The sequence below is a fragment of the Priestia koreensis genome (assembly GCF_022646885.1).
GTDB classification, from domain to species: Bacteria; Bacillota; Bacilli; order Bacillales; family Bacillaceae_H; genus Bacillus_AG; species Bacillus_AG koreensis_A.
Genome location: NZ_CP061868.1, coordinates 2,619,761 through 2,644,271 on the forward strand (window position 1 = coordinate 2,619,761; position 24,511 = coordinate 2,644,271).

Below are 24,511 nucleotides of genomic sequence, written 5' to 3' on the forward strand. Positions count from 1 at the left end.
TATCTAAGCATGTTATTTGGGTATTTATAAAGGGCCTAGTTATCATATACCATCCTTTTAAACGCCACCCACACACCTTGCCCCACGTTTTTAATAAAAAAATGCAGTGAGGATCTTATGGTTAAATTAACTACTAGAACTTACGTAGACTTTACCTAATGCCGCAAATGTCTAAACCTTGTTCCGCTTTACTTCCTCAAACCATTCATCCGTAAAATCCTCAGGCAGTTTTGTGTCATGGATGGTATGTAACAATTCATACTTGTATGTAGTTATAAACTTTCCACTCTTCACATCATAGACTAACTTCATTTCGATTGGCATTGCTTGCTGGTATTCAATACATAATAATTTCATTTTTTTCGATGTCTTCACATAGTATACGTAGAACCATTGATTGACGGTTTCCGGATACATCATACTGTTCATCTCGATCTCTTACTGCGTCATTTACTTTGTGACACTCTACATATGTGTCATTAATTAAGTAGAAAATCTCACTACCCGTAATTCCTTCCGCATGAGAGGCATAAATATATACTTCATCTGCTCGATCTTCAACATATTCTAGGCAGATCGAGATCATATCGCCTTGCAACTCACTAAACTGATCTTCAAATTCTTTCACTCTTTCCATTTCCTAGATACTTCTTCCAAGCAGCATTTGGAGAAAAGGTAACGCCCATCCGGTCCTCATCAAAACTGGGTATAGCCATTACTTGAGTTGATTTTAAGTAGTCCATGACGTTCAACCAACGATCTAGCAATGTATTAATATCACGATCCGATAGATTATCTAAAAGATCGATGCGAATACCACCCCAATCTAGTTGAGATACGAAAGCTGGGCTATTTAATAAGAATTCTTTATCAAACATTTCTAAAATATAGTTACTAAAGTATGTTCTAGCTCCTACCCCAAGGGGACCGTTAGGAAGAAATCTAACCGGTATGGGTTGTGAAGATATCTCCATCCACATTTGTAATTGATCGTGCTCACTATTCCAGGGATAAGCTAAAGGCCAAAATATTTGGGATACTCCGAAACAAGGTTTAGCAGTTTCTGCGATTTGATCAGATATCTCAAAAAAAGCGGACCAAAATTTTTGAGGTATTGATTTATGAAACTCAAGCTCTAAAAATGAACGATGGCTCCAGTTAACTTGAAAGCGTCCTGTGTACTGCACAGACTTATCACGATACAAGTAAACTTCTGATACTCTACGTTCTAAAACAACTTTTTCTAGAATTTCCTCACGGTTATATTCTACTCGTACTGTTTCATCGTTGCCCCAATGCATAGGAGTAAATTTTTCATTTGACTCAAATATGTCCAAAAGACGTCCTAACGATTCTTGTTGGTTAAACGATACTGTTGGATACATGGCAATGGTGAAAAAATCAGGTTTCATCTCTATCCCCCTCACTGTTTATAAACATAGTTTAACAATCTATTTTAAACCGCAATATCCTATTTCAGCTATTTTTTTCGTTTATTAAACGAATCTCTAAACGATTCTCTGCATCCCATGTACAGTTAAATATAATTCCCAATGGTTAAAATAAATACTAAAACTTATATGGATGGTTTGTTTAACATAACTAGATCTAGTTCTACACATTTTTAAAAATGGTTCCTCTTTACTTCCTCAAACCATTCATCCTCAACCTGTCCTGGCGTTTTAACATTATCGTGCGCGTATATTATATTAACTCATACTCACCTATCTTCAACGCATTATTAACGTGATGAGGTTCTACATACTTATCATTAATTAAATTAAAAAAACCTTCCCGAAGTAATTCCTTTTTCACACGAATCATACACATAGACTTTATCAGCTCGATCTTCAACATATTCTAGGCAGATCGAGATCATATCCCCTTGCAACTCACTAAACTGATCTTCAAATTCTTTCATTCTACTTTTCGCTCCTCTCATTTTCTAGATGCTTCTTCCAAGCAACATTGGGTGAATATTAAAAGATAGGGGAAAGCAAAGGTTGGGCTTCGAAGAATAGAAATGGTTTGAAAGGCATTTAGCCAATCAAGGTGTTTGCTTGGAAACCAGGATTAATCTCTCTTAATACAAAATATCATTATTTGAACCTCACATTTAATCCATGTACTCCTCGGCAATTTGTATACTTCTCTTTAAGTTTAAGTCTGGGTATCTTTGATCTAGGCTATATAGTAATTCAATATACTTTTTACTTTGTAAATTATATGACACTTCTTCAAAAATCTCACTTAAAAATGAAAGTTCTGTTTTTGTACAAATCTGTAAAAAATTCAGGGTCAAGTTTTCATCTTCACTTAGTAAAACAATTAGCTTTTCCCATTTTTGTTCAATTCTTGGATCATTATCATCTAGTAATGCTCGTGCACCTAAGACTGCTCTAACTTTTTCCTCAAACATTGTTTATACCTCCCTTTATAACTACGGGGAAGCCTAATTGTAATCCCATTTCTTTAATCTTAGTTTCTGATACTTCTGCATCAGCATATTCCTACTCTAAATCTTTTCTCATCTAATACCCTCTCCCCATAATTTATTTCCACCAAGATGGTTAACCCCATGAATATCTGTTGATACTAATTGCATCTTTCCAGGAACCTGATGATGGTTCCAAGTAAGCCCCTTTATTCTTGCTCTCCCCTTTTCAATCTGATTAAGCTGTTGTGGAGTAAAAAGTTCCCTTGATGCTTTACCTTCTTCAATTACCTTTTTTAATATCCTTGTACACTCTTTAAACTGATCTGTATCTTTCATAACATAATATTTTTCCTTTAACTTTAACGTAAATTTTAAGTTATCTCCTTTAAAAATAGGAAAACCTAACACATCATAGTCTACACCCTACACATGTGTACCTCCTGCCAATCCTTTATTAATTACATTATTTTTAGGTGAAGCGTTTAAAAAGTCATTAACATATCCTACTACTGATTTAAACTCTTCAACACTCTACTATCCCCTACCAGTTGAGGTTGAGGACGTAAAGTCGGTATCTCCGCATCTAGTAAAGGTTGAAGCTGCTTTTGAACAGATTCATACACCTTCTTTGACCAATTGCTTGCTGCTTTTGGGCTGATGACATTTCTCATATCGCTTAATGTTTTGGTTGCTGTATGTGCAGGTACACGCGGAACGTTTGTTACTTTTGGAATGGATTTTACGGCTGCTCCTGCGGTTTTTTCTCCTCCAATGACGCTCGCAAACAGAAACATGCTGTTTTCCAAGTGCTCTTTTAAAAGAGGTTTTTCCGGATTAAGTGCCTGCTGTCCTACATCTAAGAGTCCCATCATTGCGTGATTGACAAAGTCATACGGTGAATCAAACAATTCCCCTCTCGTTCATTCAACTCCTCTTTGAATGAACTTATCTATCGAAACCTCTATTTCCATCGCATGTTTTTTCCCTTGTATGCTAGCACTTGTATAAAATTTAATACTTAGTACACTAATTAAATAATCAGTGAAAATGCAAAAAAGCTCTCATCGCCTATAATAGACAATATAGTACAGCCTTAATAAGCTCTCGATTCAAAACATATAATTAATACTCTTCAATTACCTAAGCATCCGTCCTTAATCAAGTTTAGTATTTTTTATAAAGGCAAAGACTTGAAAGGAATAAAATCCTTCAAAATAAATACAGTTTTTTTATTTCTTTATCTGATATCTCTCTTTAATTTTATTCATATATTTTCCTATCTCTGACTCATTTTCTGGATGTCTCGCTATATAAGCACCAGTTATTTCTTTTAAATATATAAATAAAGTTTCATAGTCTATTATTACTTCTTCATCCTCTTCTACTGCAGGATAATCGAAATAAAAGGCTATCCCTTCATCTCCAAAGTAATCCTCTTCCCATTCTTCATAGTCTTCAGCAAATACAGACCAAACATGCTCTATTCCATACCCTTCTCCACCAGATAGTTTTTCTAATGCTTTTAAAAATCTGTAATCTCCTAGAACTTGGAAATAGTAATTAACTAGTTTCTTATTTTTATCTTCCATTTTATCACCCCATATTATCTAATCATTTAAAGTTGGGAAGAAATTTGTTATTTTCCCTGTTGTTTCATCAATATAACCTTCAAATTTAACACCATTTTTATAGATTCCTGTAATTTTCCTTCCAACTATTTCACCATTTTTCATCGCTTCTTCACCGCACTTTAAAATTTGTTCATGTAAAATTATCTTTGGATCATAAACTGTTTTCGGTTTTCGAACTTCTTTAAGTTCTCCAGGTATAATATTCCCCTCTCTATTTAACGCAGGTAATCCATATTCAATTTCGTAAATACCTTCGATTGTAGAGTGTTGTCTCTTGGATATAATACAACTTTGTAAATCCCATCCACTTTCAATAAATGCATTCTCAAAATTCTCCATATTATGCTCACAGACAATTCCTTTATTTTTCTTTCTAACTATATATCTTCTACGTTTATCGCTACGAGCGTTGTCGTTCTCGTTAGTTTGGTAGATATGCCATATCATAACTACCCCTTCCATGTAAAATGGCATCTCGCCTAAGTCTCGTTCTTGTTCAGTTCCTCCAAGTATTAACTTTATGCTCCATGATGGTACAACCATCATGAGTTATGAATTTCACACAATCATTATTCAATTCATTCCTAACTTAAACCTTTCTTTTTTTGCTCCATTCATTTTCTTCTGATCCAAGTTTATTTCCATATTAATCAATACAATCTTTGTTTTTCTGGTGTATAAATTTAAATCGAGTAAGTAAGTAAGTAAGTGTGGTCGTTATATATAAATGTTACTGCAACCAATCTCGTAATTCTGCATACCATCTTGAGTTTTTGATTCAAAACGATATTATTTCTTATTTTTTCCAATAAAAAACCTTGAAGGGCTATAAAGCCAATCAAGGTCTCTAAATTTTTTTAAATGTCTAATAAAGTATTCACACCTACATTATTTACTAACAATTCGGTTAGCGATGGTGCAATTTTCACTGCCTCCTCAATGTCCAAATCTGCGAATCTATTATAGTATATCCCAAAGCCATCTTTACCCTGTAGATAGATTAATGCACCACCTCCTTCATCATCACCAATTGCGAGCGAATTCGGAAGATGTTTCTGCACTTCATAAGCTTCATTCATTTCTATGCACCCAGATGCTCCCCAAATCCGAATATACATTTGGTCGCTAACATTAAATTCAATGTCTGAAGCTAGCTGAATTATTTCTATATATTATGTAGGTACACCTATTGTCGAAAAATCCTTAAGTGCTTTAATTTCTTCTTTTTTCGAAGGAGATTTTCTAGCATTAATTGTGTACAAACTACTGATATTATCTAGTATGTTCATTAATAATTAATCCTTTCAAACTTAACACCTAGTTTATCTAGCATCTTGTATTGTTTTTCAAGAACTTGACTAGTAGTATTTCTTGAAAAACCAGCTTTGGTTAAATCGTCCACCATGAATTGTAATTCTTCCTGTAAAGTCGTGCTCCATTTCCCTACGCCTGAAGCCATCCGTTCATTTCTTCTCGCAGTTTCAGCATTCGTAATGGCTGTATGTGGTAATCCTTTTCCTGTCTCGATAGTTATTGTCGGAGCAAGTTTAGAATCATACCCATACTGACTTAAATTATTTTTCGCCAACTCTTGCTGTAATCCATGATGAGATTGTAATTTTCCACCATTTGGACCACCTCCTTTTGGTTTAGGTAAGGAATCCTTATGTGTTTTATTAAAATTAACATAATTAATTTCATCCGTACCCTTAGTACTCTCAACCCGCTCAACCTTACCATCCTAATCAACCTTATACCGAGCATCGTTTTATTTTTCACAGGCTTTAGCTGTTATTTTTTCACTTTTTGCACGACGGTACCTGGTTTTGGTTTGTCCAAGGGCCCTAAGATCTCAAATAAGGCGCAGCTTCTGTCTTTTGGATTAGCTGATAGTAAGAAAGAGGGGGACCTGTGTCCGGTTCAATGGGTTAAAGGCAGTTGGATTATGTAAGATAGTTAAGATATGCAAAAAAGCACTCGTTGCATTTAATCGACAATCCAGTGCTTTAGAGTTATCTAAAATAGATCACATACAGATTTTCCTTATCTCTTTTAAATTGGATTATCTGGATATTCGTTTAAATATCTTTCAATCAGATCTTTGCTCTCAACATCATCGGGTTTATTACCTAAATATTTACACTCCCATAAAATTAACTGATCATCAAAGCTATAATTTGTATCAAACCAGTTAGTATAATCATAGTGAATTTTAAAATTTCCATTATTATCTAGAGATAAGGTAAATGAATACCACAGCTCTTGCTGATAGTCACTGAAAACTTTTCTTGGTTTGTCACTCAGTTCAAAAAGATTTCTCTCTCTTTGATTAAACTGCTCGTTATTAATATTAAATTCAAAAGGAAGTTCTAAGCTATATTTATAGTTAAACTCATCCTCAGGGGTATTATAGAAAAAATATGTTCCTCCACCGGTTTCTGAAACTTGAGCGTACACACAAAATTTAACCCACTTTTCTGGAATCATTGCATTAACCGTTTCAGCAATTTTTCTATATAGTTGGTTCATTTCTTGTTCCATAGTCAAACATGTCATCCTCCAGCTTGATTTTTAATCATTTTCTTAACTGACCTTTTTCCTTCAATAATTTCTATTTGCTTCCAGTAATATGAGATTATCAGCTTCTACATCAACTATTTTTCCTAATTTTATGCGTTCCTAAATCTGTTAATCTAACTGGAATAGGCAATCGACTTTCATTATTTATGCAGTTCATTACAACTTCAGTGCTTGTATCTAAATCAATCCAGTTCCCACATGAAACAAAAATTGGTTTTACACAATACGAAGTCCTCAAAACTCTACCATATATATCACCATAGATTACAATGTCAGTGTAAGCACCTACTTCCTCTTTAGGCATCATAGCGTCGACATTTTCTATTTTCAAATAGCTCTTTGCCACGCCAATTGCTGGTTTGTTTAAATACATTGCAGCATGGGTAGCAAATTCCCATATGACGATAATGTAAATACCCATTTCCATCAAACATATATAAATTAGGTTCATTAGATAGTTTCTTCGCCGCTTCAAGTATTAAAGGCAACTCACGAAAAGCAAGAAAGCCTGATATATAAGGAATACTTATTTCTCCACAACTATATACCTTTTTCAACAACTTCCTTTGTATAATAATCAATCGTTACGATACAACATGTACTATACTTAGTTTTATTCATATCACAATAAGCCAAATCTACCTCTGCGATAAATTGTATCTCTTCTATTTGAAAATTATTTTCTACTTTAATTTGGATTTTTGAAAAACTCTTGTATTAATTTCTTTTCATCAAAATTATTCATTATTATTACAATCAGATAATCGGGTAATTAGTCCTAACGCCTCTTTTGTTGGAGCAATTTTTTGCCTAATTATATTCCCTTGTTTATCCCATTCAGTATATTTTAAACAAATGCCAAACTTGAACGTTCCTTCATATTTGAGTTCTTCGCTTTCATACCAAATTTTTCTTATACCTCTTGTTTGTCCTTTTATCATGTAATCTATAGATTTAACTTTCCCATTATGGTGAAATTTAACATAATTCCCTTCTTTAAAACCATTCTTATAATAACAGTAATACGCTAGATTCCCATTTTCATATAACTCATAAGCTAATCCAGTAAAAGGTTTTCCATCTTCATCTTCTGAGCTATCCAGCACTTCATCGCTGTAAGAGGTAAACCATAGTTCTTCATCAAAATCTATACCCTGTTCTAATACATATTCTTTACTTAATACATCCATCTTATTTTCCAATACTTTTCACCTCTAAACTAAATTCAAATCCTTCAGTAATAAAATTACAATGCGGACAGGTTGGCATCATCATACCAGCCGGTTTCAATTTCTTATCAGATGTTACGACGTGGGTAATAAAATCTGTTGGCTGTGCGTTGAAATTCGCAAGTAATGCCTGATTCAAGGAGTATACCTCTGCGTGGGAACCTGCTCCATACGTAAACTTATAACCATCTCTAACACTGCTAGGCATGTTCTCTATCCGATCCCTAATGATTGGGTGCAATGTAACTGGAATATCACCGTCAGTATTGTTAATTCCAAAATAATATTTTCCAGTACTTTTATCAGATGTTCCTGCAACCGCTGGACCCATTTCGTTTTTGGTTAGCCCTAATGTATTTAATCTTTCAACCTCTTTTTCTACAGCACCACGCAAATTAATTCTATGATTTAATTCTTGTGGAGTAAATTGACCATATATATTACGCAAGTATTCTATTTTACTTAATTTTTCACTACTATTAGAAACTTCACCCGTACCCTTATCAGATGGATTTACAAATTCAATATCTTTAGGAAAAGATCTCAATGGTATGTACGATAGGAATAACCTTCCAGATTGATTTTTCCATTTGCATAAAAAAACAGCAGAGATTTCTAGTACCTATCTCTACTGTTTTTTCTGCTTGCAAAAAACAGATGGTTAACCATCATGAAGTTTTGTCTGAAAAATTACCTTTTCTTTTTATGTTCACTTCGCATATGCTTTGTTTTTCAATCATGTAACTTATCTAAAAAGTCACTGAATGTATCTGCGATATAAAATACATTTTCTCTTGCTAGTTCTTCTACTTTTTCTTCTGTTAATCCTTCTTTTCGCATTAACATCTCTTTTTCACCAGCATTTTCATGTTCCCAAAATACTACCGTAGGCTTATTTCTATCGTCTTTATAATCAAAGCATATTAGATTCCCTGCTGGGTCAAAAGCAAAAGGAATTAACTCTAACGGAAGTGTATCTTTATAGTCATTAAATACTTCTATAATATTTTCATCATCATCCATATCGTACGTTAACAACGTACCAAAAACCTTCCTTTTCCCTTTAACTTCAAACACTTCTGGGCTAACGTGTGCTCCATTATTATCCATAATACATTCTATATAATCTAAGGGAAATTTAAAACCTAACTCCTGCTCAACATGCCTTACCTCATCTCGTGTAATAGGCTCATCTGCTGATCTCCATTGTACCTTACTCATCTAATTCCATCCCCCCCATAATGAATTAATTTCCACCTAAATGATTAACTTTATGTGTCTTAGACACTACTAATTGAATCTTACCAGGTACTTGATGGTGATGCCAAGTCAACCCTTTTATTCTAGCCTCTCCGTTATATATATCCCTGAGTTGTTTTGTTGTAAATACTTCTTCTGATATTTCTCCTTTTTCTATTGATTCTTTTAAAGCCTGCGTACATAACTTAAATTGCCTATCATCAGACGCTTTAAACATTCTTTTATCCAATGTCGTTTGAAATTCAACAGCCTCTCCTTTAAAAATTGGAAAGCCTAATATGTCATAATCTACACCTTTCAAGTGTGTACCTCCCGCTAGTGCTTTGTTTAAATTAATACCTTAGCAATCCTCTGGCTAAAATAAGTACTAGGGCTGATGTGATGAGTAATTTGTTTAACCTAACTATATCTGGTATCGTACATTTTTAGAGTTTGCTTTTTTTAACTTCCTCAAACCATTCATCATAAATATCATCGGATGTTTTAATGTCGTCATGAATGTACATGAAATCATATTTGTATTCGGCTTTAAACTTTCCACTCTTCACATCATAGATTAATTTCATTTCGGTTGGCATTTCTCTCTGATGCTCTTTGCATAATACACTGACTTTTTCAATGTCCTCATTTAAAATATTTAATACCATTAAATTCCGTGTAGAAGATGTGTCATATTTTTCATCGCTGCCTTTTACCGCATCATTCAATTTGTGTGGTTTTACGTAAATATCATTAATTAAGAAAAAAAAGGCACTTGCTGTAATTCCTTCTTCACACGACCCATACACATAGACTTTATCAGCTCGATCTTCAACATATTCTAGGCAAATCGAGATCATATCCCCTTGCAACTCACTAAACTGATCTTTAAATTCTTTCATTCTACTTTTTACTCCTCTCATTTCCTAGATGCTTCCTCCAAGCAACATTGGGTGAATACATGACAGCCATTCGACTTTCATGGAAACTTGGCACAGCTATTACTTGGGCTGGTTCCAAATAGTTCATGACATCTAACCAGCGATCTAGCCATGTATCACGATCAGCTTCTAATGGATCCTGTAAAAGATCCATACAAACCCCGCCCCATTCTAATTCTGATACAACAGCGGGAGCATTTAATAAGAAGTCTCTATCAAACATTTCCAAAATATGACCGCTAAAATACGTTCTAGCTCCTACTCCCAAAGGACCGTTAGGACGAAATCTAACCGGTATAGGTAGCGATGAAATATTCATCCACTTTTGTAAACGTTCACGTTCCGTATTCCATGGATGAGGTACTGGCCAACTCATTTGTGCTGTTCCAAAAGAAGGTTTTGCAATCTCTGCGATTTGATCAGCAAGTTTGAAAAAATCTGGCCACATTTTTTTTGCTATCGACTTTTGAAATTCAAGATCTAAAAATGAGCCGTGACCTGAGCGAACTTGAAAACTACCTCTATAATTTACAGATTTATCACGATACAGATGAACTTCAGATACTCTCCCCTCCGAGATTACTTTTTCTAGAATTTCCTCGCGATTATACTCTACTCGTACCGTTTCACTGTTTCCCCAATGAGTAGGCGCAAATTTTTCATTTGACTCAAACACATCTAAAAGGCGTCCTAATAGCTCTTCTTCGTTAAAAGCTACTGTGGGGTACATTGAAATTGAAAAATAATTAGGTTTCATCTGTATTCTCCTTTATAAAAAAATAAAGTTATGCAGCGTTAGCAATCATAGTTAATGCTCGATCTAGTGCAGGTAATCTGTATTCAATTTCATAAATACCTTTTCAACTTCTTCCAAATTATATCCGCTTACATTTTATTTTCCCTTCTAAAAATCCCTTCTATTTCTATTAAATATGTATCATAACTCTTTTAAAAAGTATCATCTCTACCTGTACACTTATTTAAAACTAAAAGCGATAATTGGGTCACCAATTATCGCTTACTCAATCAAACCATTTGATGTACTATAAAGTAACAATTATTTTATTATCTATGATAGTTCTAAAATTGGTGTAATTTCTCATCATGTTATTGCCATATGCACTGACCGCCTCATTACCATACACCATACTTTCATAGTTATCTTTAAATTCTCTTTTTATTGGCTCTTCCAAACTGTCATAGTATCTTTTGATAGCTTCCTCTGCCAATTCACGCGACCCGTGCGTTAATATAAAATTAATATCCACTATATAACCATTTTGAGGATAAAAACCCCTTTGAACAACTTCTTTTACAAAGTTGTTCAAATCATTCGTGCACCTTTCTGAAATTGGAATAAATATACTATTCAACCAATTAGTGAACTCGTTAACTGTCGGCTCCCATTCTTCCTCATTTGCTATGTTCCAATATAACTGATCGTTTGGTACATTGCACTGACGTGTATTAATATGAAATATTTTATCTTTAGATTTTAAAGAAAGAATTGCGCATTCACCATAAAATGCTACGTTTTTATCAGATATATTATTCCAACTTGTATAAAAGGATACCTTATAAATGAAATGTTTATCTTTTTTACTCATCCAATGACCAGACTTAGAATATTTCCAACCACTATCTAAATACTTTTCAGATAGTAGATTACATACGCATTCAAATGCTTTATTCGCTTTCATATTACACCTCCAATTCAAACTACTTAAGATTCATATATTTCAAACTCAATTCTCAAATATTGGGTATTATTCCTGAAAACCTCCAATAATTGATTGCAATTTTCAATTGGTTTATATTTAAATCTTAAATCAAATATAAAGCCATCTACTAACTTAGCATCTGGATAAACACTATAGATTTGCCCACTTTCGATAAAAGATACATAGGCATTAATTTTATCTTGTAATAATGTTAGGTGCTGAAGTTCATTTTCCCAATCTAAATGGTCTGCAATCATTAAGGCTAACTTATTTTCACCTATACTCTTGCCAATTCCATCTATCTTATTTTTGTCTAATATCGACACTTGTCTCTCACCTCACTTATTCATCAAAATAACTTGTCCCTTCAGGACGAACAATTTGCGGTCGTGTTCCACTAGGCACTTCGTATCCCCGTGAAAAATCCCCCTTTCCTTCACCTACCACTGCCCCACCAGAATTCTTCAATTCAGGGAATCCCTTTTCTTGATTAGTAGTATATGGAGCAGTAGTGGAACTTTTATATTCTTGTATAATAACATTCCCATATTCATCAGATGCAATTGCGTCAACTCTTACCTTGGTGCCTTCATGCGTAACAATGGTTATTTCCCGTTCAGCATTTTCATACTGCTGTGAAAATAGATTAAAACTTTCATCAGAAAATTCTTGCCCCTGTTCTTTAAGTGGTGCCCATTTTTCACTTGCTTTTTTCCACTCTAGTGGCTCTTTAGGCGCTTCACCATTCTTATATTTCCTATTACAATATAAATCATACTTCGTTTGCAACTCAGCATCTTTAAACCTACCGGTATTATCAAGTAAATCAGAATTCCCCTTTTCAGCGTTACCCGTACCCTTAGTACCCCTACCCCCAACCGAAAACATCCGGCCGAGGTCTTTCACCTTGTACCAGTCGTCTACCATCCATATAGGAATAGGAGCGCCATCTGTTTGGAAAACTTTGATTGATTTTGGGACGAGTTTGATTTCGCGGATTTTTTTCATGGTATTTTTGACTTCATTTGCAACAGCGCGGTAAACTCGCTGTCCTTTTTCAACGGCTGGAATGAGGCGCTCAGTAGCTTGTGTGCTTAAAACATTCCGCATAGCCGTAAGTTTTTTTGCTGCAGGATTTGCTGGGACAATCCACTCTTTTTTTCTTTCGTACCCGCTCTTTAAACGTTGTGTTTCATCATATTAATTCTATTTTTGGAATTTCTTCTTGCATAAAACAAGCGATAATTAGATAACCAATTATCGCTTGCAAGGTTTGATTATTTAGTGGACTATAAACTAACTATTTTTTAATTATCTATAATTCTTGTGCATTTTTAACGTTTTTTCTTTTTAACTTCCTCAAACCATTCATTGTACATATGAGTAGCTGTTTTAACGTCATCGTTCGTATAAAGTAAGTCATACTTATATTCACCGCCATGTAAAATGCCATTTCGCCTAAGCTCGTACTTCGTTTTCTATTCTATCATTGCACATAGTACTTCATAATAGTACAACCATCATGGAGTATCTATTTTCAAACAGCCTAATGTTTTTTCTGTCTTTTATTTAGTTAAATGGGGTTATTAAGAAATTCACTATAATATTTATCGATTAACGCTTTATACTTTTCATCATTTGGTACTTCGCCTAAGTATTTATTTTTCCAAATAATCGTTTGGTCACTAAAACTATATTCCGTATCAAACCAATTTGTATAATCATAATGTAACTTAAATGTCCCACTACTCTCTAGGGACATTGTAAAAGAGTACCAAAGTTCTTGCTCATTATCTTTAAAAACATTTCTTAGTTCATCACTCAACTCAAACAACTTTCTTTTATTTTTTTTAAATTCTTCTTTGTCAATAGCATAGTTAAATGGGATTTTCACACTATAATTAAAGCATTGTCTATTTTCAGGTGTATTATAAAAAAAGTACGTTCCCCCTCCAGTTTCCGATATCTGAGCATAAAAATAAAATTTCTCCCATTCTTCTGGAATCATTTCATTAACTGTTTCAGCTATTTCTCTATATAATCTATTCATTTCCTTTTCCATACTTAACCTCCTGCTCTATTTTCAATGGTTTTCTTAAATATTCCTTTACCTTAAATTTCATAAACTACTTTATATGAATCTGGTCTTAATGAAGTCCCAATAACAACGGGCTTAATTTTTACAGATACTTTTTTTGGTGGAATCTCTTTCAGAGCATTTGCCCACTCAGTCTCCATCTTGTACCATTCTCCACCAGAGCGATTAATTTGCCTATTCTGAGCAAGCAAATTATCAATATCTCCCGAACCATGAAACTGAGTTCCTATCAAGTGTCCACCATTATCATCAGGCAATCTATCTTCTCGATCTGCTGCCACTTGCATTCCCGGGTTTCGCGTTCCTTTATGAAGTATTAAATCTTCCGCATTTACATCTACTATTCTACCAAGTTCATCTGTTGTATATTTATAATTCTCCTCAGTAATATAACGTACGTTTGGTGCAAGTTCTTCCCTTTAATGATGTGATCCCCAAAATTTTCTCCTGTTATTTCAGTTATCTCACTATTCTTACCCGTACCCTTTGTTGTAATCTTAAAATAAAAAGCACTTGTTGCCTCAAGTTGGCAATCAAGTGCTTTACGTTCATCTGTTCTTAAGTAGCATAAATTTGTAAGTTTTATAGTAACAGTATGACACCTTTATATGTCGTGAAAACTACTATATTAAAACTTACGAGTTTGTACGAGTTCGCTAGTTTTTTGTCCATTCCATGTCTTTGTATTCATCGCACAGTAAAATGTCATCTCGCCTAAGATCGTACTTCTTTTTCTATTCTATCATTGCACATAATACTCTATGATGGTACAACCATCATGGAGTATCTATTTTCAAACAACCTATTATTTTTTCTATCCACTTCACATAAACTTTGTTTTTCATTGATTTATATATGTGTTAATGTGTTTCGTTATCATATTCGCTTGTAAAATATAAATGAAGTAGTAAGTCTAATTCATTTGAACGAATCCTATATCTCTATTTACCTAGTGATAAAATATCTACTTATTCTATTATTGTACTGGCCCCATAAAACTAGTAATAATAAGAATATGTTCCTTTAATTTGACCTTTTTTAAGTTCTCAACTTTTTCTGCTCCACCTAAACCTAATAGAGGTGTATAACCAAAACACTCCTCGTAATCTAACTCATTATATTGTTTAAGCGCTTCGGGATAAGGTTGCCAAGATAAATCTTCATCTCTAAATTCTAAATCAGCAATATTTTGAAAGAAAAATTCAAATGTAAACATAATGGTCTTTACTATACCATACCTGTAATTAAGTAATCTAACATATCCATCTGACCAAATAACCAAGTCTCCCATACCCGTAGCAAATAATACTATTGAATCCTTATATCTTTGACTACTCTCCTCCAAAATCTCTTTAAATCCCTCTGGATTTACACTTTTAAAATACCCTTGCATAAATGTACCAAATCCATAATTACTCCATAAATTTATTATTTCATTAGGTACTACATGTTTATACTTTTCAATGATTTCACTCGGAACTTTATTATGCAACTTAAAATCTTTTAAATATTGTTCCATCTAAACTCCTCCTCTAATGTGTTAATTTTACATTCAAATAAGTACTTTTTAGTTGTTCTGGTGTCATGTTTTTGGCTAATTCCTTAATTTGTTTATCAACAATATCAATTCTATACCGCCATTGACTACCTATAGAAGAATTAATCCTTTTATCTCCCATACCTCCTATTATTTCTGCCTTTCCACCTGCTATCTGGTCAGGGTTGTGAAGTGCAGCTTGAGTATCTAGCCATTCCTTGGCTTTTTTCTTGGCATTTGATAACGTTAATCCTTCTCTTTGTAGTTCATTTACCTTTTGTACATAAGCTTCTTCTCTAGCAGCTTGTTGAGCAGCATTACCTTCAATAGCTCGCCCCTGTGCTATGTATCTTTCACGATTTTTTAAATACTCATCCACTGTAAGCTCATTCATACCTTTTTCTTGGTCTTTTAATTGTCTCGCAAACTCTTCTGAATCATGTTTTACATTTCTATTAAAGTTCACTTCAATTTCTTTTATTTTAGGTACATCATTTAAATGCTTACCGGTACCCTTAGTACCCCTACCACCAACCGAAAACATCCGCCCGAGGTCTTTCACCTTGTACCAGTCGTCTACCATCCATATAGGAGGAATAGGAACGCCAACCGGTTGGAAGGATTTGATTGATTTTGGGACGAGTTTGATTTCGCCGATTTTTTTCATGGTGTTTTTGACGTCATTGGCAACAGATCGGTAAACTCGCTGTCCTTTTTGGACGGCTGGAATGAGGCGCTCAGTAGCTTGTGTGCTTAAAACATTCCGCATAGCCGTAAGGTTTTTTGCTGAAGAATTTGCTAAGACAAGCCACTCTTTTTTTCTTTCGTACCCGCTCTTTAAACGTTGTTTTTCATCATATTATAATTCTATTTTTGGAATTTCTTCTTGCATAAAACAAGCGATAATTAGATAACCAATTATCGCTTGCAAGGTTTGATTATTTAGTGGACTATAAACTAACTATTTTTTAATTATCTATAATTCTTGTGCATTTTTAACGTTTTTTCTTTTTTACTTCCTCAAACCATTCATTGTACATATGAGTAGCTGTTTTAACGTCATCGTTCGTATAAAGTAAGTCATACTTGTATTCAGCAGTAAATCTTCCACTCTTCACATCATAGATTAGTTTCATTTCGGTTGGCATTTCTTGCTGGTATTGAGTACATAATGCCTGTATTTTTTCAATATCCTCACATAGTATGCGCAACACCATTGATCGCCGATTTCCCGACACATCGTATGATATTTAACTTTGCATATTTCATATTCGCTTTAGAAAAATCCGCTTCGCCAAATCTACAATCAGCTAACTCAAAATCGCAATCATAAAACGCTGCTCTCATTAGTGAAGAAGCTCTCAACACCACACGTTTGGCCATGATACGCCTTGCCCTTACTTCTGACAGGTCTGAAAAACTAAGGTCTAAATCACTCATATCTACCTGATCTATAACCTCATCATTATATTGAGATCTATTTAGGATTTCCATGACTCTAATTCGCTCATTACTTTTCTCATCCATGAGTAAAAATTCCTTTCCTTTAATTTTCTAGATGCTTCTTCCAAGCAACATTGGGTGAATATTAAAAGATAGGGGAAAGCGAAGGTTGGGCTTCTAAGAATAGAAATGGTGGTACCTGATGTTATTATGGTGATTTTCTTAACAAATTAAAAGATAAATAGGGCATACATTTTAATTGTGTGTATGTGTTAAACCACTACCAGCAATATTATTCTCGCCTGCAACATATCCATGAATTAGTAAATGTTATTATAATACTTAGAAAGTCCCTATAACTAATTCTATTTAGTTGTCATGATAACACAGCTAAAAATCCTTCAAAATCACTCGCAACCACCGTCGTTACTGGCTCTAATTCTTCCGATTCTTCATGATCCCAGATAACAACTTCAGGATTCACACTATTTCTAAAATCTAAACAAATAAAATCCCCAGCAAACATAGCAGCTATTGGTATAACATTCATACCAATTAATTCTTCATCATCAATAAGCCTACCATCTAATTGCGTTAAAACAGAGGTTAAGTCATACCATCCATCTTCTAAATGTTCTTTGGGATTATCCAATAAACATAAAAACCTTTCTATTACATATTCCTGCCTATCAAACTTCAATACATTAGTGATAGGTGTAGCCCCATTATACCTTTTTAAAAAATCAATATATGACTGTGGCAATTTAATGCTATATGATTGTTCAAACCAAGCTATTCTTTCATCACTCGGAAAAGGTTTAATACTAGTTTTTTCATCTATTTTCATTATTAATTCCTCCCTATCTCTTACCTATATGTGCCCAATGTCCAGGGCTTCGTCCACCTTTATGATTTATAATATTGTGAATGCCAAATGGAACCAACTCCATCTTTCCATCAATTTCAGAATGATGCCACGTCATTCCCTTAGGCCTTCCACCTTCAATTCTACTATCTAGCCAATTAAACTGTTCTCTATCCGTTCCCCTCCAAAATTCCTCTGGTAGATAGTCAATCTTTTCTATTAATCCCTCCACTTTAGAAAAATCAGGGTATTTTGTTCCATCTTTAAACGGAACATCTGGTATTAAACCTTTCTCTATAGCTTGTAATCTAATTTCTTTTCTTTGTCTATAATTTAATCCATTTCCACCAATAACATCATCTGCCCAACTCCATACGGCATTGGATCCAATCTTTTCAGCATACAGTTTGGCATAATCATCAATAACATCTTCAAACTTCTTATTACCTGACACAAACCCGTTAATATTTTCTAAATATAATTCTTTTGTTGCAGTACTATCTTTACCCGTACCCTATGTTGTAATCTTAAAATCCACTATTAAAAAACAATCTATCTTCAACCTTATTAAACTACTACTTTTTCCTCTTTTATTATCGGCAATTCATAGGCTGTTTTGTGTTTCATCATGCCGTATATAATGTTTACAAGCCGTCTCATTATACAAACCAATGCTTGTCCTTTTGTTTTGCCTTCTTTTAGTTTCCGTTGGTAGTATGCATGGAATACTGGATTCCTTGGCAGCTTACTTCCTTTTGCTACTTGTACTTGCTGTACGGCTAAGTTGTAAAATAAAGCGTGTAGCGCCCGATTTCCTTGCTTGCTTTTTTGTTCCCTTCCTTTCCCACTAGAACCAAAGTAAACAGGCGCAATGCCCGTAAATCGTGCTAATTTGTTGGCATTTGGAAAACGGCGTACATCACCTATTTCTGCAATTAAAGCCGAAGCTGTAACGAGATCTATGCCAGGCATTGTTTCTAGTTGAAAGTCTAGTAAACTCATTAACCCTTTTAATTCTCGCTCCACATAGCGCATTTCCTGTTTCTTAAATGAAATGTCTCGGACGATGCTCTTTACTAGAAAGTCTCGTGTTTCTTGGTGTTCTCTTATTGTGTTTCCATCCTCTTTCACCAACTTTAAAATCTCACTCGCTTTTTTCACCGAACATGTATTGCTACTCGCTTCTAATAATAATATGGTCAATTGCTTTACACTTAACCCCTCTAAACACGGTGGAGACGAGTATCGTTCCCAAAATGCCAATGCTGTTTTTTCATCTACTTCTGAAAAAAACTTTTTATAGCTTGGATAGTGGTGACTTAATTGAATATGCAGTTGGTTTCAGAGCGCCACAAACGAGACGTATTTAATACTATTACTTGGCTCACTTGATGATATTCTATATCTGCCAATAGCTCTTGCAAGCCTTCTCGCTCAATAGTTAATCCATCTTCATCAACTGTCGCTCCGCTGAGTCCTCTATCCTCATATATGTGAAGCAGTTGTAGCTTATTTTCGTCACAATACCTCTCAATTTCTTCTACTTGATACGCTAAGCTATATCCTTCACGTACTTGCCCTTTTGTTGAAACTCGTACATAACCAACTACTTTTTCTTTCATAATGCCCCTCCCGTTACAGCAATTAAAGTCCCTGTAACGCTTACCCGTTTTTTGCGGATAACTTGTGTGTAACGTCTATCCGTTACAACATACTGTACGACCTTACCCAAATTCTGCACAACCCTTTATTTTACAGTCGTTTTTTCTCTAGTATGGTCGTACACTATACATAACCTTACAATCTAACATAGAGGTGTTTTTATTATGTCTTCTACTATTCGTTTACGTCTCAATGAAATTTTAATTGAAAAACAAATGAGCCGTCGGCACTTGGCCAAGCAAACCTCATTACGTCCAAATACCGTCAATGATTTATGTACACAACCCATACAACGTCTGCATATAAGTACCCTTTCAGCTTTGTGCGACACATTACATGTCTCGATCCAAGACCTACTTGTATTGGAGATAAACGATTAACTCACTCGAAGAACAATTAAACTTGGTTCTTCTATCAACCTTGTCCATTCCACCCTTGCTAATTCGTCGAAGTCCAATCGATACTGATTCGTAAGGGTCTTTTTTATTTCCCTCCGTATATACTGCGTATACATATCTATTCCATCTCGCATGCTAGCTACCCGTTCTCGTTGCTTCTTCTTAAGTATTTGCCACTCTGTTACTACAGCCGCAAAATAATGTTCATTCTGTTTTGGTGGATGTTTCATGAGGTCTTTAAGCAACACTTGCTCATTTACCTTGTACACCACTTCTATTCGGCTTAATTCATGTGCTAAATAAATTCCTTTATTCCTTGCTAGTTCTAGCCGTTTATCATAAATCCTACAGAAACCATTCCGTTTACGTTGGTCGCTTCTACCAAAATATCGTGTTGTATCAAAGTGTGTCATATTCCTCCGTGCGTCTGTCGGTAACACCACTATATTTTCCAAGCCTGTTTGTATATCATACGCTACATCACAACTCACAAATTCTACTCAGCTTGCCCGCTTCCCTATCATCTCTAATATTTCTCTGAAATGTGAGTAATGCTCTGGCCTTGTCTCAATCCTTAGGGTATGTAAGTGGCCTTCTGTTTCTCTAAAGTTTTTAAAATATAGATGAATCTATACATCGTCACTTTTACGCATGTGCAATTCATAGCTATATGTTCCACTATAAATCTTCATTTTCACTTTATATTTCTGCACTCCCACCATATAAACACGTAAAAATGCTGAATGTGGTACATCCTTATAATCTATAACAAATTTATCTATCGAAACCTCTATTTCCATCGTATTTTCTTTCCCCTTGTATGCTAGTACTTGTATAAAATTTAACACTTAGTACACTAATTAAATAATCATCATCTTCTTTATCTATGAATATAGAAATACGAAAAAGCACTTGTCGCCTGTTATAGACAATCAAGTGCTTTAAGTTTATAAATTTTCTAAGTTTATTAATATATTTGAAAGTTTTATAAGTAATTTTATATCGACAGTATGACATCTTTTATACTACTTGGCAAGTGTAACGTTTAAACCCTTTAGCTTGTTTAATCTCGTGTGTTTCGTGCTTATGACATCCCATGAGTAATCCTTTTAAGTAAAATGTCATCTCGCCTATTCTCGCTCTTATTGCTTTATTGTTAAAATAGGACTCCTTGATGGTCTAGCCTTCATGTGTTATTAATTCAAATTCAAGGAATCTTTAACCGTAAACAAGTTATAAATGACTCTGTCATATTATACCTTGTATTTATCGCCACGAGCATTGGCAGTATCATTTGTTTGTTACTATTTCCTGGTCTTACTACCCTCACTGTGTAAAATGTCATATTGCTTACTTCTCACGCTTTTTATTGTTTAGTAATACTCACACTGCCTTCATGATATCATAATTTTAAACACCGCATTGTTTATTACCTCAACTAATTCTAATTTTTCCTTACTATAAAATTTTATTAACATCCTTAGATTTATTTATAAATCTAAGGATGTCTAATAAAATTTGTTTTGTATTTTCAGAACCTACTTCCTCTTTAGTAGGTATTGATTCGAGTTCATTTATCATACTCATTAACTCAGCTTTAATATCTTCACGAAGATAATTTCTTTCAATACTCAAAAGTGCAATTCTTAAATATATAACTAATTTCTCAACCTTACTATTCACTATTCCCCTATAGTATTCTTCAAGAAGTTTTTCAGTTACTTGTGAAATAGATAAACCTTCATTTAAAAATTCATCAAAATCTTCTATGACATATTGATTAAGCTCTTCATAACTACTCAACATTGATTTTATACATTCCCTTCTAATCTTTAAATTCTCCCGAGTATACATTTAATTTGATATTCGGATATTCTTTTCTAAACTGCAAAATTATATCTGTACAACTTCCACAAGCAGGTAACTCCGTAAATAAATCAATTGTTCCCTTAACAGTCTTATCATCGCCTAATTGCCTTGATATATCTTCAAGGATTTTACGTTCAGTATCATTAGCTCTTAAGAACGCATTTGGTGCATCTGTTTCTCCTTTATGGTTAACTGACTTAGCTGGAAATTTACCTTCACCAATGACATATGAAAAACCACCTTCATATTCTTTATGAATTCTACTATGCGCTTTAAATTCTGACTTAAGTCCAGAAATATTAACATCCGCTACTGCAACGTTACCATATTTCTTATATTTTGATGGTAAATTATCACGGATAGCCTGGGTCCTTTCTTGATATTTATCTACTTTTTGTGTATATGAAAGATTACCCGTACCCTTAGTACCCCTACCTCCAACCGAAAACATCCGCCCGACGTCTTTCACCTTGTACCAGTCATCTACCATCCATATAGAAATAGGAGCGCCATCTGTTTGGAAAACTTTGATTGATTTTGGGGCGATTTTGATTTCGCCGATTTTTTTCATGGTGTTTTTGACTTCATTGGCAACAGCGCGGTAAACTCGCTGTCCTTTTTGAACGGCTGGAATGAGGCGTTCAGTAGCTTGTGTGCTTAAAACATTCCGCATAGCCGTAAGCTTTTTGCTGTAGGATTTGCTGAGACAATCCACTCTTTTTTTCTTTCGTACCCTCTCTTTAAACGTTGTTTTTCATCATATTAATTCTATTTTTGGAATTTCTCCTTGCATAAAACAAGCGATAATTGGATAACCAATTATCGCTTGCAAGGTTTGATTATTTAGTGGACTATAAACTAACTATTTTTTAATTATCTATAATTCTTGTGCATTTTTTAAAGTTTTTTCTTTTTTACTTCCTCAAACCATTCATTGTACATATGAGTAGCTGTTTTAACGTCATCGTTCGTATAAAGTAAGTCATACTTGTATTCAGCAGTAAATCTTCCACTCTTCACATCATAGATTAATTTCATTTCGGTTGGCATTTCTTTCCGGTATTCAGTACATAATGCTTTTATTTTTTCAATATCCTCACATAATATGCGCAACACCATTGATTGCCGATTTCCCGACACATCGTACTGCTCATCTCCAACTCTTAAAGCATCATTTACTTTGTGACACTTTACATGTGTGTCATTAATCAAATAAAAGAACCTGCTTGAAATAATACCTTGTTCACACGAAGCATAAACATATACTCTATCCGCTCGATCTTCAACATATTCCATACAGATCAAGATCATATCTGTTTGTGACTCACTAAACTGATCTTCAAATTCTTCCATACTAGTTTTTACCTTCAGTTTAATTAGAAAGAGCTGTAGATCGCCCTGTATTTGTTAGGTGTAATATTTGATACATCGTTCTTGAAAAGGGATTCGATCATCGAGTAGAACCTCTTCTTGAAGAATAGGGAGAATCTGCTCGATTTTTGCCAAAAATAATGCGTAAAAGTCGCCTGAGGTAGGATAGGCAAATAGCCCATACCCCTTTAGTGACAGAACCTTATTCGTCTCTTTAATCTTATCAGGTAAAAATTCATACTGAAAAGTCTCTAATTTTTCTAGTGCCTCTTGTGAAGCTAAGTCAGTTTGGTGATCAAATTCATAATCAAGAATAAAATTGACGATTTCCTGATATTGCTCCCCTTTATAATCAACGTATAGGAAATGTTTGGTCGTCAATCCATAGTTTAAGAGGTCTTCGTGTAAGTCATCACTTCCTTGCTCCTGCAAAAACGTTTCCAACTCACTGCGATTCGGAAAGATAAGGTTTGCGATCGTTTTAATCGGCACATTTACTTCCTCCCTTTTACTAAAATAATTCTCCGTGTTTGTTCGGAATATAGTCCGGGTAGTTTTTGCGGTAAAATTGATCAACCATTTGAAGTAAGGGATCCCATTTAGGATAGGGCTCTCGTTCTGCAACGGGCATTCTTCCTTCTGGTGTATTCATTAGAAAATGATCTATTTGAGCAGGTACTGGCAACCCTCGTTGTTTCCGTACATAGATGAAAAATATGAGGTCAATAGGGTAAAAAGCGTATGTAAAGTCACCGAATTCCCCTAGTTGTCCAATTTCTGAGGCTAATACAGCATGATAGTGAGCCATGTTTGAAACGAGGTGTTCTACTTCTTCTAAATCAGGAGTCGACCAACGTCTCAACACTTCGTCATACACGTTTAGATCCTCAGGGATTAAATAGCATGGTTTTTCAGTTTCGTTGTACTCATTTTTCACAACGAGATGAAGTTTTTCATTGGTCCCGAGAATGGTTTTATCTCTGTACTGCAAATACAACTCTAGTAAGAACCATACGTGTTTTTTCTCTTCATTGGTATCCATTAAATGTTCACCGAAGTGATCAATCATAAAGTCATATAGCACCTTTTCTTCTTTCTCCCATCCATACATGGTGAAATGAACCAGTGCGATAACGACTTCCCTAAACGTATATTCTACTATCATCTTTGGATATCTAACATTATACAACTCCTGTCCCATACATTTATAAAATATGATTTTTTGCATGTTCTTTAACCCTTCAGCATCGTCTCCGCCACGTATTAACACATCGTTTTTCCATAGTGATAGGTAATAGCGGAAAATTTTATTTAAATTTATTAATAAGATGTGATCCTTCGTTGTTTCATTGTGTTCTACAATGTTTCCAATCTTTCTTTGACTAACATAATATTTCTCTTGAACATCTTCAAATTTAATGCCGACCACGAAATTTTTACAATATCGTTTATAAGCCATTTCTAACTTTTTTTGGTTCATTATTGCACCT

At 34.3% G+C, this 24,511-nt stretch carries 29 protein-coding genes and 10 pseudogenes; 1 reads left to right on the forward strand and 38 read right to left on the reverse strand.

What is annotated here, in order from left to right:
- Nucleotides 1–171: 171 nt before the first annotated feature.
- The 32 genes and pseudogenes from IE339_RS13560 to IE339_RS13715 form a co-directional block, all read right to left on the reverse strand.
- Nucleotides 172–628: pseudogene (locus IE339_RS13560) on the reverse strand (DUF600 domain-containing protein).
- Nucleotides 615–1,412, reverse strand: coding sequence for a hypothetical protein (locus tag IE339_RS13565; RefSeq protein WP_242168308.1), 798 nt, complete (start codon nucleotides 1,410–1,412; stop codon nucleotides 615–617). Before IE339_RS13565 ends, IE339_RS13560 begins: the two are co-directional and overlap by 14 nt.
- A 212-nt stretch (nucleotides 1,413–1,624) precedes the next feature.
- Nucleotides 1,625–1,921 (reverse strand): annotated as a pseudogene (locus tag IE339_RS24805) (hypothetical protein).
- Nucleotides 1,922–2,116: 195 nt separating this feature from the next.
- Entirely contained in the window at nucleotides 2,117–2,419 is a 303-nt protein-coding gene (locus IE339_RS13575; protein ID WP_242168312.1) for a hypothetical protein, read from the reverse strand.
- 108 nt (nucleotides 2,420–2,527) lie between these two features.
- Nucleotides 2,528–2,845: an HNH endonuclease gene (locus IE339_RS13580; protein ID WP_242168314.1), complete on the reverse strand. Its 318-nt coding sequence runs from the start codon at nucleotides 2,843–2,845 to the stop codon at nucleotides 2,528–2,530.
- Nucleotides 2,846–2,943: 98 nt separating this feature from the next.
- Nucleotides 2,944–3,345 carry a hypothetical protein gene (locus IE339_RS13585; RefSeq protein ID WP_242168316.1) on the reverse strand — a complete coding sequence of 134 codons (402 nt, stop codon included), beginning with the start codon at nucleotides 3,343–3,345 and terminating at the stop codon, nucleotides 2,944–2,946.
- Between the two features lie 321 nt (nucleotides 3,346–3,666).
- Nucleotides 3,667–4,026 (reverse strand): ribonuclease toxin immunity protein CdiI, encoded by a 360-nt coding sequence (gene cdiI, locus IE339_RS13590; protein ID WP_242168317.1) that lies wholly within the window; start codon nucleotides 4,024–4,026, stop codon nucleotides 3,667–3,669.
- A gap of 18 nt (nucleotides 4,027–4,044) precedes the next feature.
- Entirely contained in the window at nucleotides 4,045–4,614 is a 570-nt protein-coding gene (locus tag IE339_RS13595) for a CdiA family toxin C-terminal domain-containing protein (RefSeq protein ID WP_242168319.1), read from the reverse strand.
- 311 nt (nucleotides 4,615–4,925) lie between these two features.
- Nucleotides 4,926–5,357: pseudogene (locus IE339_RS13600) on the reverse strand (SMI1/KNR4 family protein).
- Nucleotides 5,357–5,764 carry a hypothetical protein gene (locus tag IE339_RS13605; RefSeq protein ID WP_277933974.1) on the reverse strand — a complete coding sequence of 136 codons (408 nt, stop codon included), beginning with the start codon at nucleotides 5,762–5,764 and terminating at the stop codon, nucleotides 5,357–5,359. Before IE339_RS13605 ends, IE339_RS13600 begins: the two are co-directional and overlap by 1 nt.
- 356 nt (nucleotides 5,765–6,120) lie before the next feature.
- Complete coding sequence (locus IE339_RS13610; protein ID WP_242176195.1) at nucleotides 6,121–6,609, reverse strand: immunity protein YezG family protein; 489 nt, start codon at nucleotides 6,607–6,609, stop codon at nucleotides 6,121–6,123.
- Between the two features lie 109 nt (nucleotides 6,610–6,718).
- Nucleotides 6,719–7,393, reverse strand: a pseudogene (locus tag IE339_RS13615) (endonuclease V).
- Nucleotides 7,386–7,850: a toxin-antitoxin system YwqK family antitoxin gene (locus IE339_RS13620; RefSeq protein ID WP_431522771.1), complete on the reverse strand. Its 465-nt coding sequence runs from the start codon at nucleotides 7,848–7,850 to the stop codon at nucleotides 7,386–7,388. Before IE339_RS13620 ends, IE339_RS13615 begins: the two are co-directional and overlap by 8 nt.
- Nucleotides 7,840–8,424, reverse strand: a complete 585-nt coding sequence (locus tag IE339_RS13625; RefSeq protein WP_242168323.1) for a YwqJ-related putative deaminase — start codon at nucleotides 8,422–8,424, stop codon at nucleotides 7,840–7,842. Before IE339_RS13625 ends, IE339_RS13620 begins: the two co-directional genes overlap by 11 nt.
- A gap of 185 nt (nucleotides 8,425–8,609) precedes the next feature.
- Nucleotides 8,610–9,098, reverse strand: coding sequence for an SMI1/KNR4 family protein (locus IE339_RS13630; protein ID WP_242168325.1), 489 nt, complete (start codon nucleotides 9,096–9,098; stop codon nucleotides 8,610–8,612).
- A gap of 25 nt (nucleotides 9,099–9,123) precedes the next feature.
- Nucleotides 9,124–9,438, reverse strand: coding sequence for an HNH endonuclease (locus tag IE339_RS13635; RefSeq protein ID WP_242168327.1), 315 nt, complete (start codon nucleotides 9,436–9,438; stop codon nucleotides 9,124–9,126).
- A 124-nt stretch (nucleotides 9,439–9,562) separates the two neighbouring features.
- Nucleotides 9,563–10,018, reverse strand: a complete 456-nt coding sequence (locus tag IE339_RS13640) for an immunity protein YezG family protein (RefSeq protein ID WP_242168329.1) — start codon at nucleotides 10,016–10,018, stop codon at nucleotides 9,563–9,565.
- Between the two features lies 1 nt (nucleotide 10,019).
- Nucleotides 10,020–10,814, reverse strand: a complete 795-nt coding sequence (locus tag IE339_RS13645) for a hypothetical protein (protein WP_242168331.1) — start codon at nucleotides 10,812–10,814, stop codon at nucleotides 10,020–10,022.
- Nucleotides 10,815–11,100: 286 nt separating this feature from the next.
- Nucleotides 11,101–11,757 (reverse strand): hypothetical protein, encoded by a 657-nt coding sequence (locus tag IE339_RS13650; RefSeq protein WP_242168333.1) that lies wholly within the window; start codon nucleotides 11,755–11,757, stop codon nucleotides 11,101–11,103.
- A 23-nt stretch (nucleotides 11,758–11,780) separates the two neighbouring features.
- On the reverse strand, nucleotides 11,781–12,104 hold the full coding sequence (locus IE339_RS13655) for a DUF6572 domain-containing protein (protein ID WP_242168335.1): 324 nt from the start codon (nucleotides 12,102–12,104) through the stop codon (nucleotides 11,781–11,783).
- 16 nt (nucleotides 12,105–12,120) lie between these two features.
- Nucleotides 12,121–12,888, reverse strand: coding sequence for a toxin (locus tag IE339_RS13660; RefSeq protein ID WP_242168337.1), 768 nt, complete (start codon nucleotides 12,886–12,888; stop codon nucleotides 12,121–12,123).
- A 224-nt stretch (nucleotides 12,889–13,112) separates the two neighbouring features.
- Nucleotides 13,113–13,211: pseudogene (locus IE339_RS13665) on the reverse strand (DUF600 domain-containing protein); the annotation flags it as partial.
- Between the two features lie 140 nt (nucleotides 13,212–13,351).
- Nucleotides 13,352–13,840 (reverse strand): antitoxin YezG family protein, encoded by a 489-nt coding sequence (locus IE339_RS13670; protein ID WP_242168339.1) that lies wholly within the window; start codon nucleotides 13,838–13,840, stop codon nucleotides 13,352–13,354.
- Nucleotides 13,841–13,890: 50 nt separating this feature from the next.
- A pseudogene (locus IE339_RS13675) lies at nucleotides 13,891–14,372 on the reverse strand (DNA/RNA non-specific endonuclease).
- Between the two features lie 480 nt (nucleotides 14,373–14,852).
- Entirely contained in the window at nucleotides 14,853–15,395 is a 543-nt protein-coding gene (locus IE339_RS13680; protein ID WP_113768872.1) for a T6SS immunity protein Tdi1 domain-containing protein, read from the reverse strand.
- A gap of 13 nt (nucleotides 15,396–15,408) precedes the next feature.
- Nucleotides 15,409–16,080, reverse strand: a complete 672-nt coding sequence (locus IE339_RS13685; RefSeq protein WP_242168341.1) for a polymorphic toxin type 15 domain-containing protein — start codon at nucleotides 16,078–16,080, stop codon at nucleotides 15,409–15,411.
- 328 nt (nucleotides 16,081–16,408) lie between these two features.
- Nucleotides 16,409–16,657: pseudogene (locus IE339_RS13690) on the reverse strand (DUF600 domain-containing protein); the annotation flags it as partial.
- Nucleotides 16,650–16,940 (reverse strand): annotated as a pseudogene (locus tag IE339_RS13695) (pentapeptide repeat-containing protein); the annotation flags it as partial. The pseudogenes IE339_RS13690 and IE339_RS13695, both read right to left, overlap by 8 nt.
- Nucleotides 16,941–17,232: 292 nt before the next feature.
- Nucleotides 17,233–17,703, reverse strand: coding sequence for an SMI1/KNR4 family protein (locus IE339_RS13700; RefSeq protein WP_242168343.1), 471 nt, complete (start codon nucleotides 17,701–17,703; stop codon nucleotides 17,233–17,235).
- Nucleotides 17,704–17,716: 13 nt separating this feature from the next.
- A complete protein-coding gene (locus IE339_RS13705; RefSeq protein WP_242168345.1) occupies nucleotides 17,717–18,175 on the reverse strand; it encodes an HNH endonuclease signature motif containing protein in 459 nt (152 codons plus the stop codon).
- 113 nt (nucleotides 18,176–18,288) lie between these two features.
- Nucleotides 18,289–19,062: pseudogene (locus tag IE339_RS13710) on the reverse strand (transposase); the annotation flags it as partial.
- Nucleotides 19,062–19,343, reverse strand: a pseudogene (locus tag IE339_RS13715) (recombinase family protein); the annotation flags it as partial. The pseudogenes IE339_RS13710 and IE339_RS13715, both read right to left, overlap by 1 nt.
- 204 nt (nucleotides 19,344–19,547) lie before the next feature.
- Between IE339_RS13715 and IE339_RS24810 the strand changes: the two are divergent.
- Complete coding sequence (locus IE339_RS24810; protein ID WP_431522772.1) at nucleotides 19,548–19,763, forward strand: helix-turn-helix domain-containing protein; 216 nt, start codon at nucleotides 19,548–19,550, stop codon at nucleotides 19,761–19,763.
- Here the strand turns inward: IE339_RS24810 and IE339_RS13720 are convergent.
- From IE339_RS13720 to IE339_RS13745, 6 genes are all read right to left on the reverse strand, one after another.
- Entirely contained in the window at nucleotides 19,760–20,194 is a 435-nt protein-coding gene (locus tag IE339_RS13720; RefSeq protein WP_242168347.1) for a hypothetical protein, read from the reverse strand. The genes IE339_RS24810 and IE339_RS13720 overlap by 4 nt on opposite strands.
- 1,045 nt (nucleotides 20,195–21,239) lie before the next feature.
- Nucleotides 21,240–21,587 carry a hypothetical protein gene (locus IE339_RS13725; RefSeq protein WP_242168349.1) on the reverse strand — a complete coding sequence of 116 codons (348 nt, stop codon included), beginning with the start codon at nucleotides 21,585–21,587 and terminating at the stop codon, nucleotides 21,240–21,242.
- Between the two features lie 19 nt (nucleotides 21,588–21,606).
- On the reverse strand, nucleotides 21,607–22,323 hold the full coding sequence (locus IE339_RS13730; protein WP_242168351.1) for a deaminase domain-containing protein: 717 nt from the start codon (nucleotides 22,321–22,323) through the stop codon (nucleotides 21,607–21,609).
- Between the two features lie 224 nt (nucleotides 22,324–22,547).
- Complete coding sequence (locus IE339_RS13735; protein ID WP_242168353.1) at nucleotides 22,548–23,003, reverse strand: immunity protein YezG family protein; 456 nt, start codon at nucleotides 23,001–23,003, stop codon at nucleotides 22,548–22,550.
- 54 nt (nucleotides 23,004–23,057) lie between these two features.
- Nucleotides 23,058–23,513: a hypothetical protein gene (locus IE339_RS13740; protein ID WP_242168354.1), complete on the reverse strand. Its 456-nt coding sequence runs from the start codon at nucleotides 23,511–23,513 to the stop codon at nucleotides 23,058–23,060.
- Between the two features lie 19 nt (nucleotides 23,514–23,532).
- Nucleotides 23,533–24,504: a hypothetical protein gene (locus IE339_RS13745; protein WP_242176198.1), complete on the reverse strand. Its 972-nt coding sequence runs from the start codon at nucleotides 24,502–24,504 to the stop codon at nucleotides 23,533–23,535.
- Between the last annotated feature and the right edge of the window lie 7 nt (nucleotides 24,505–24,511).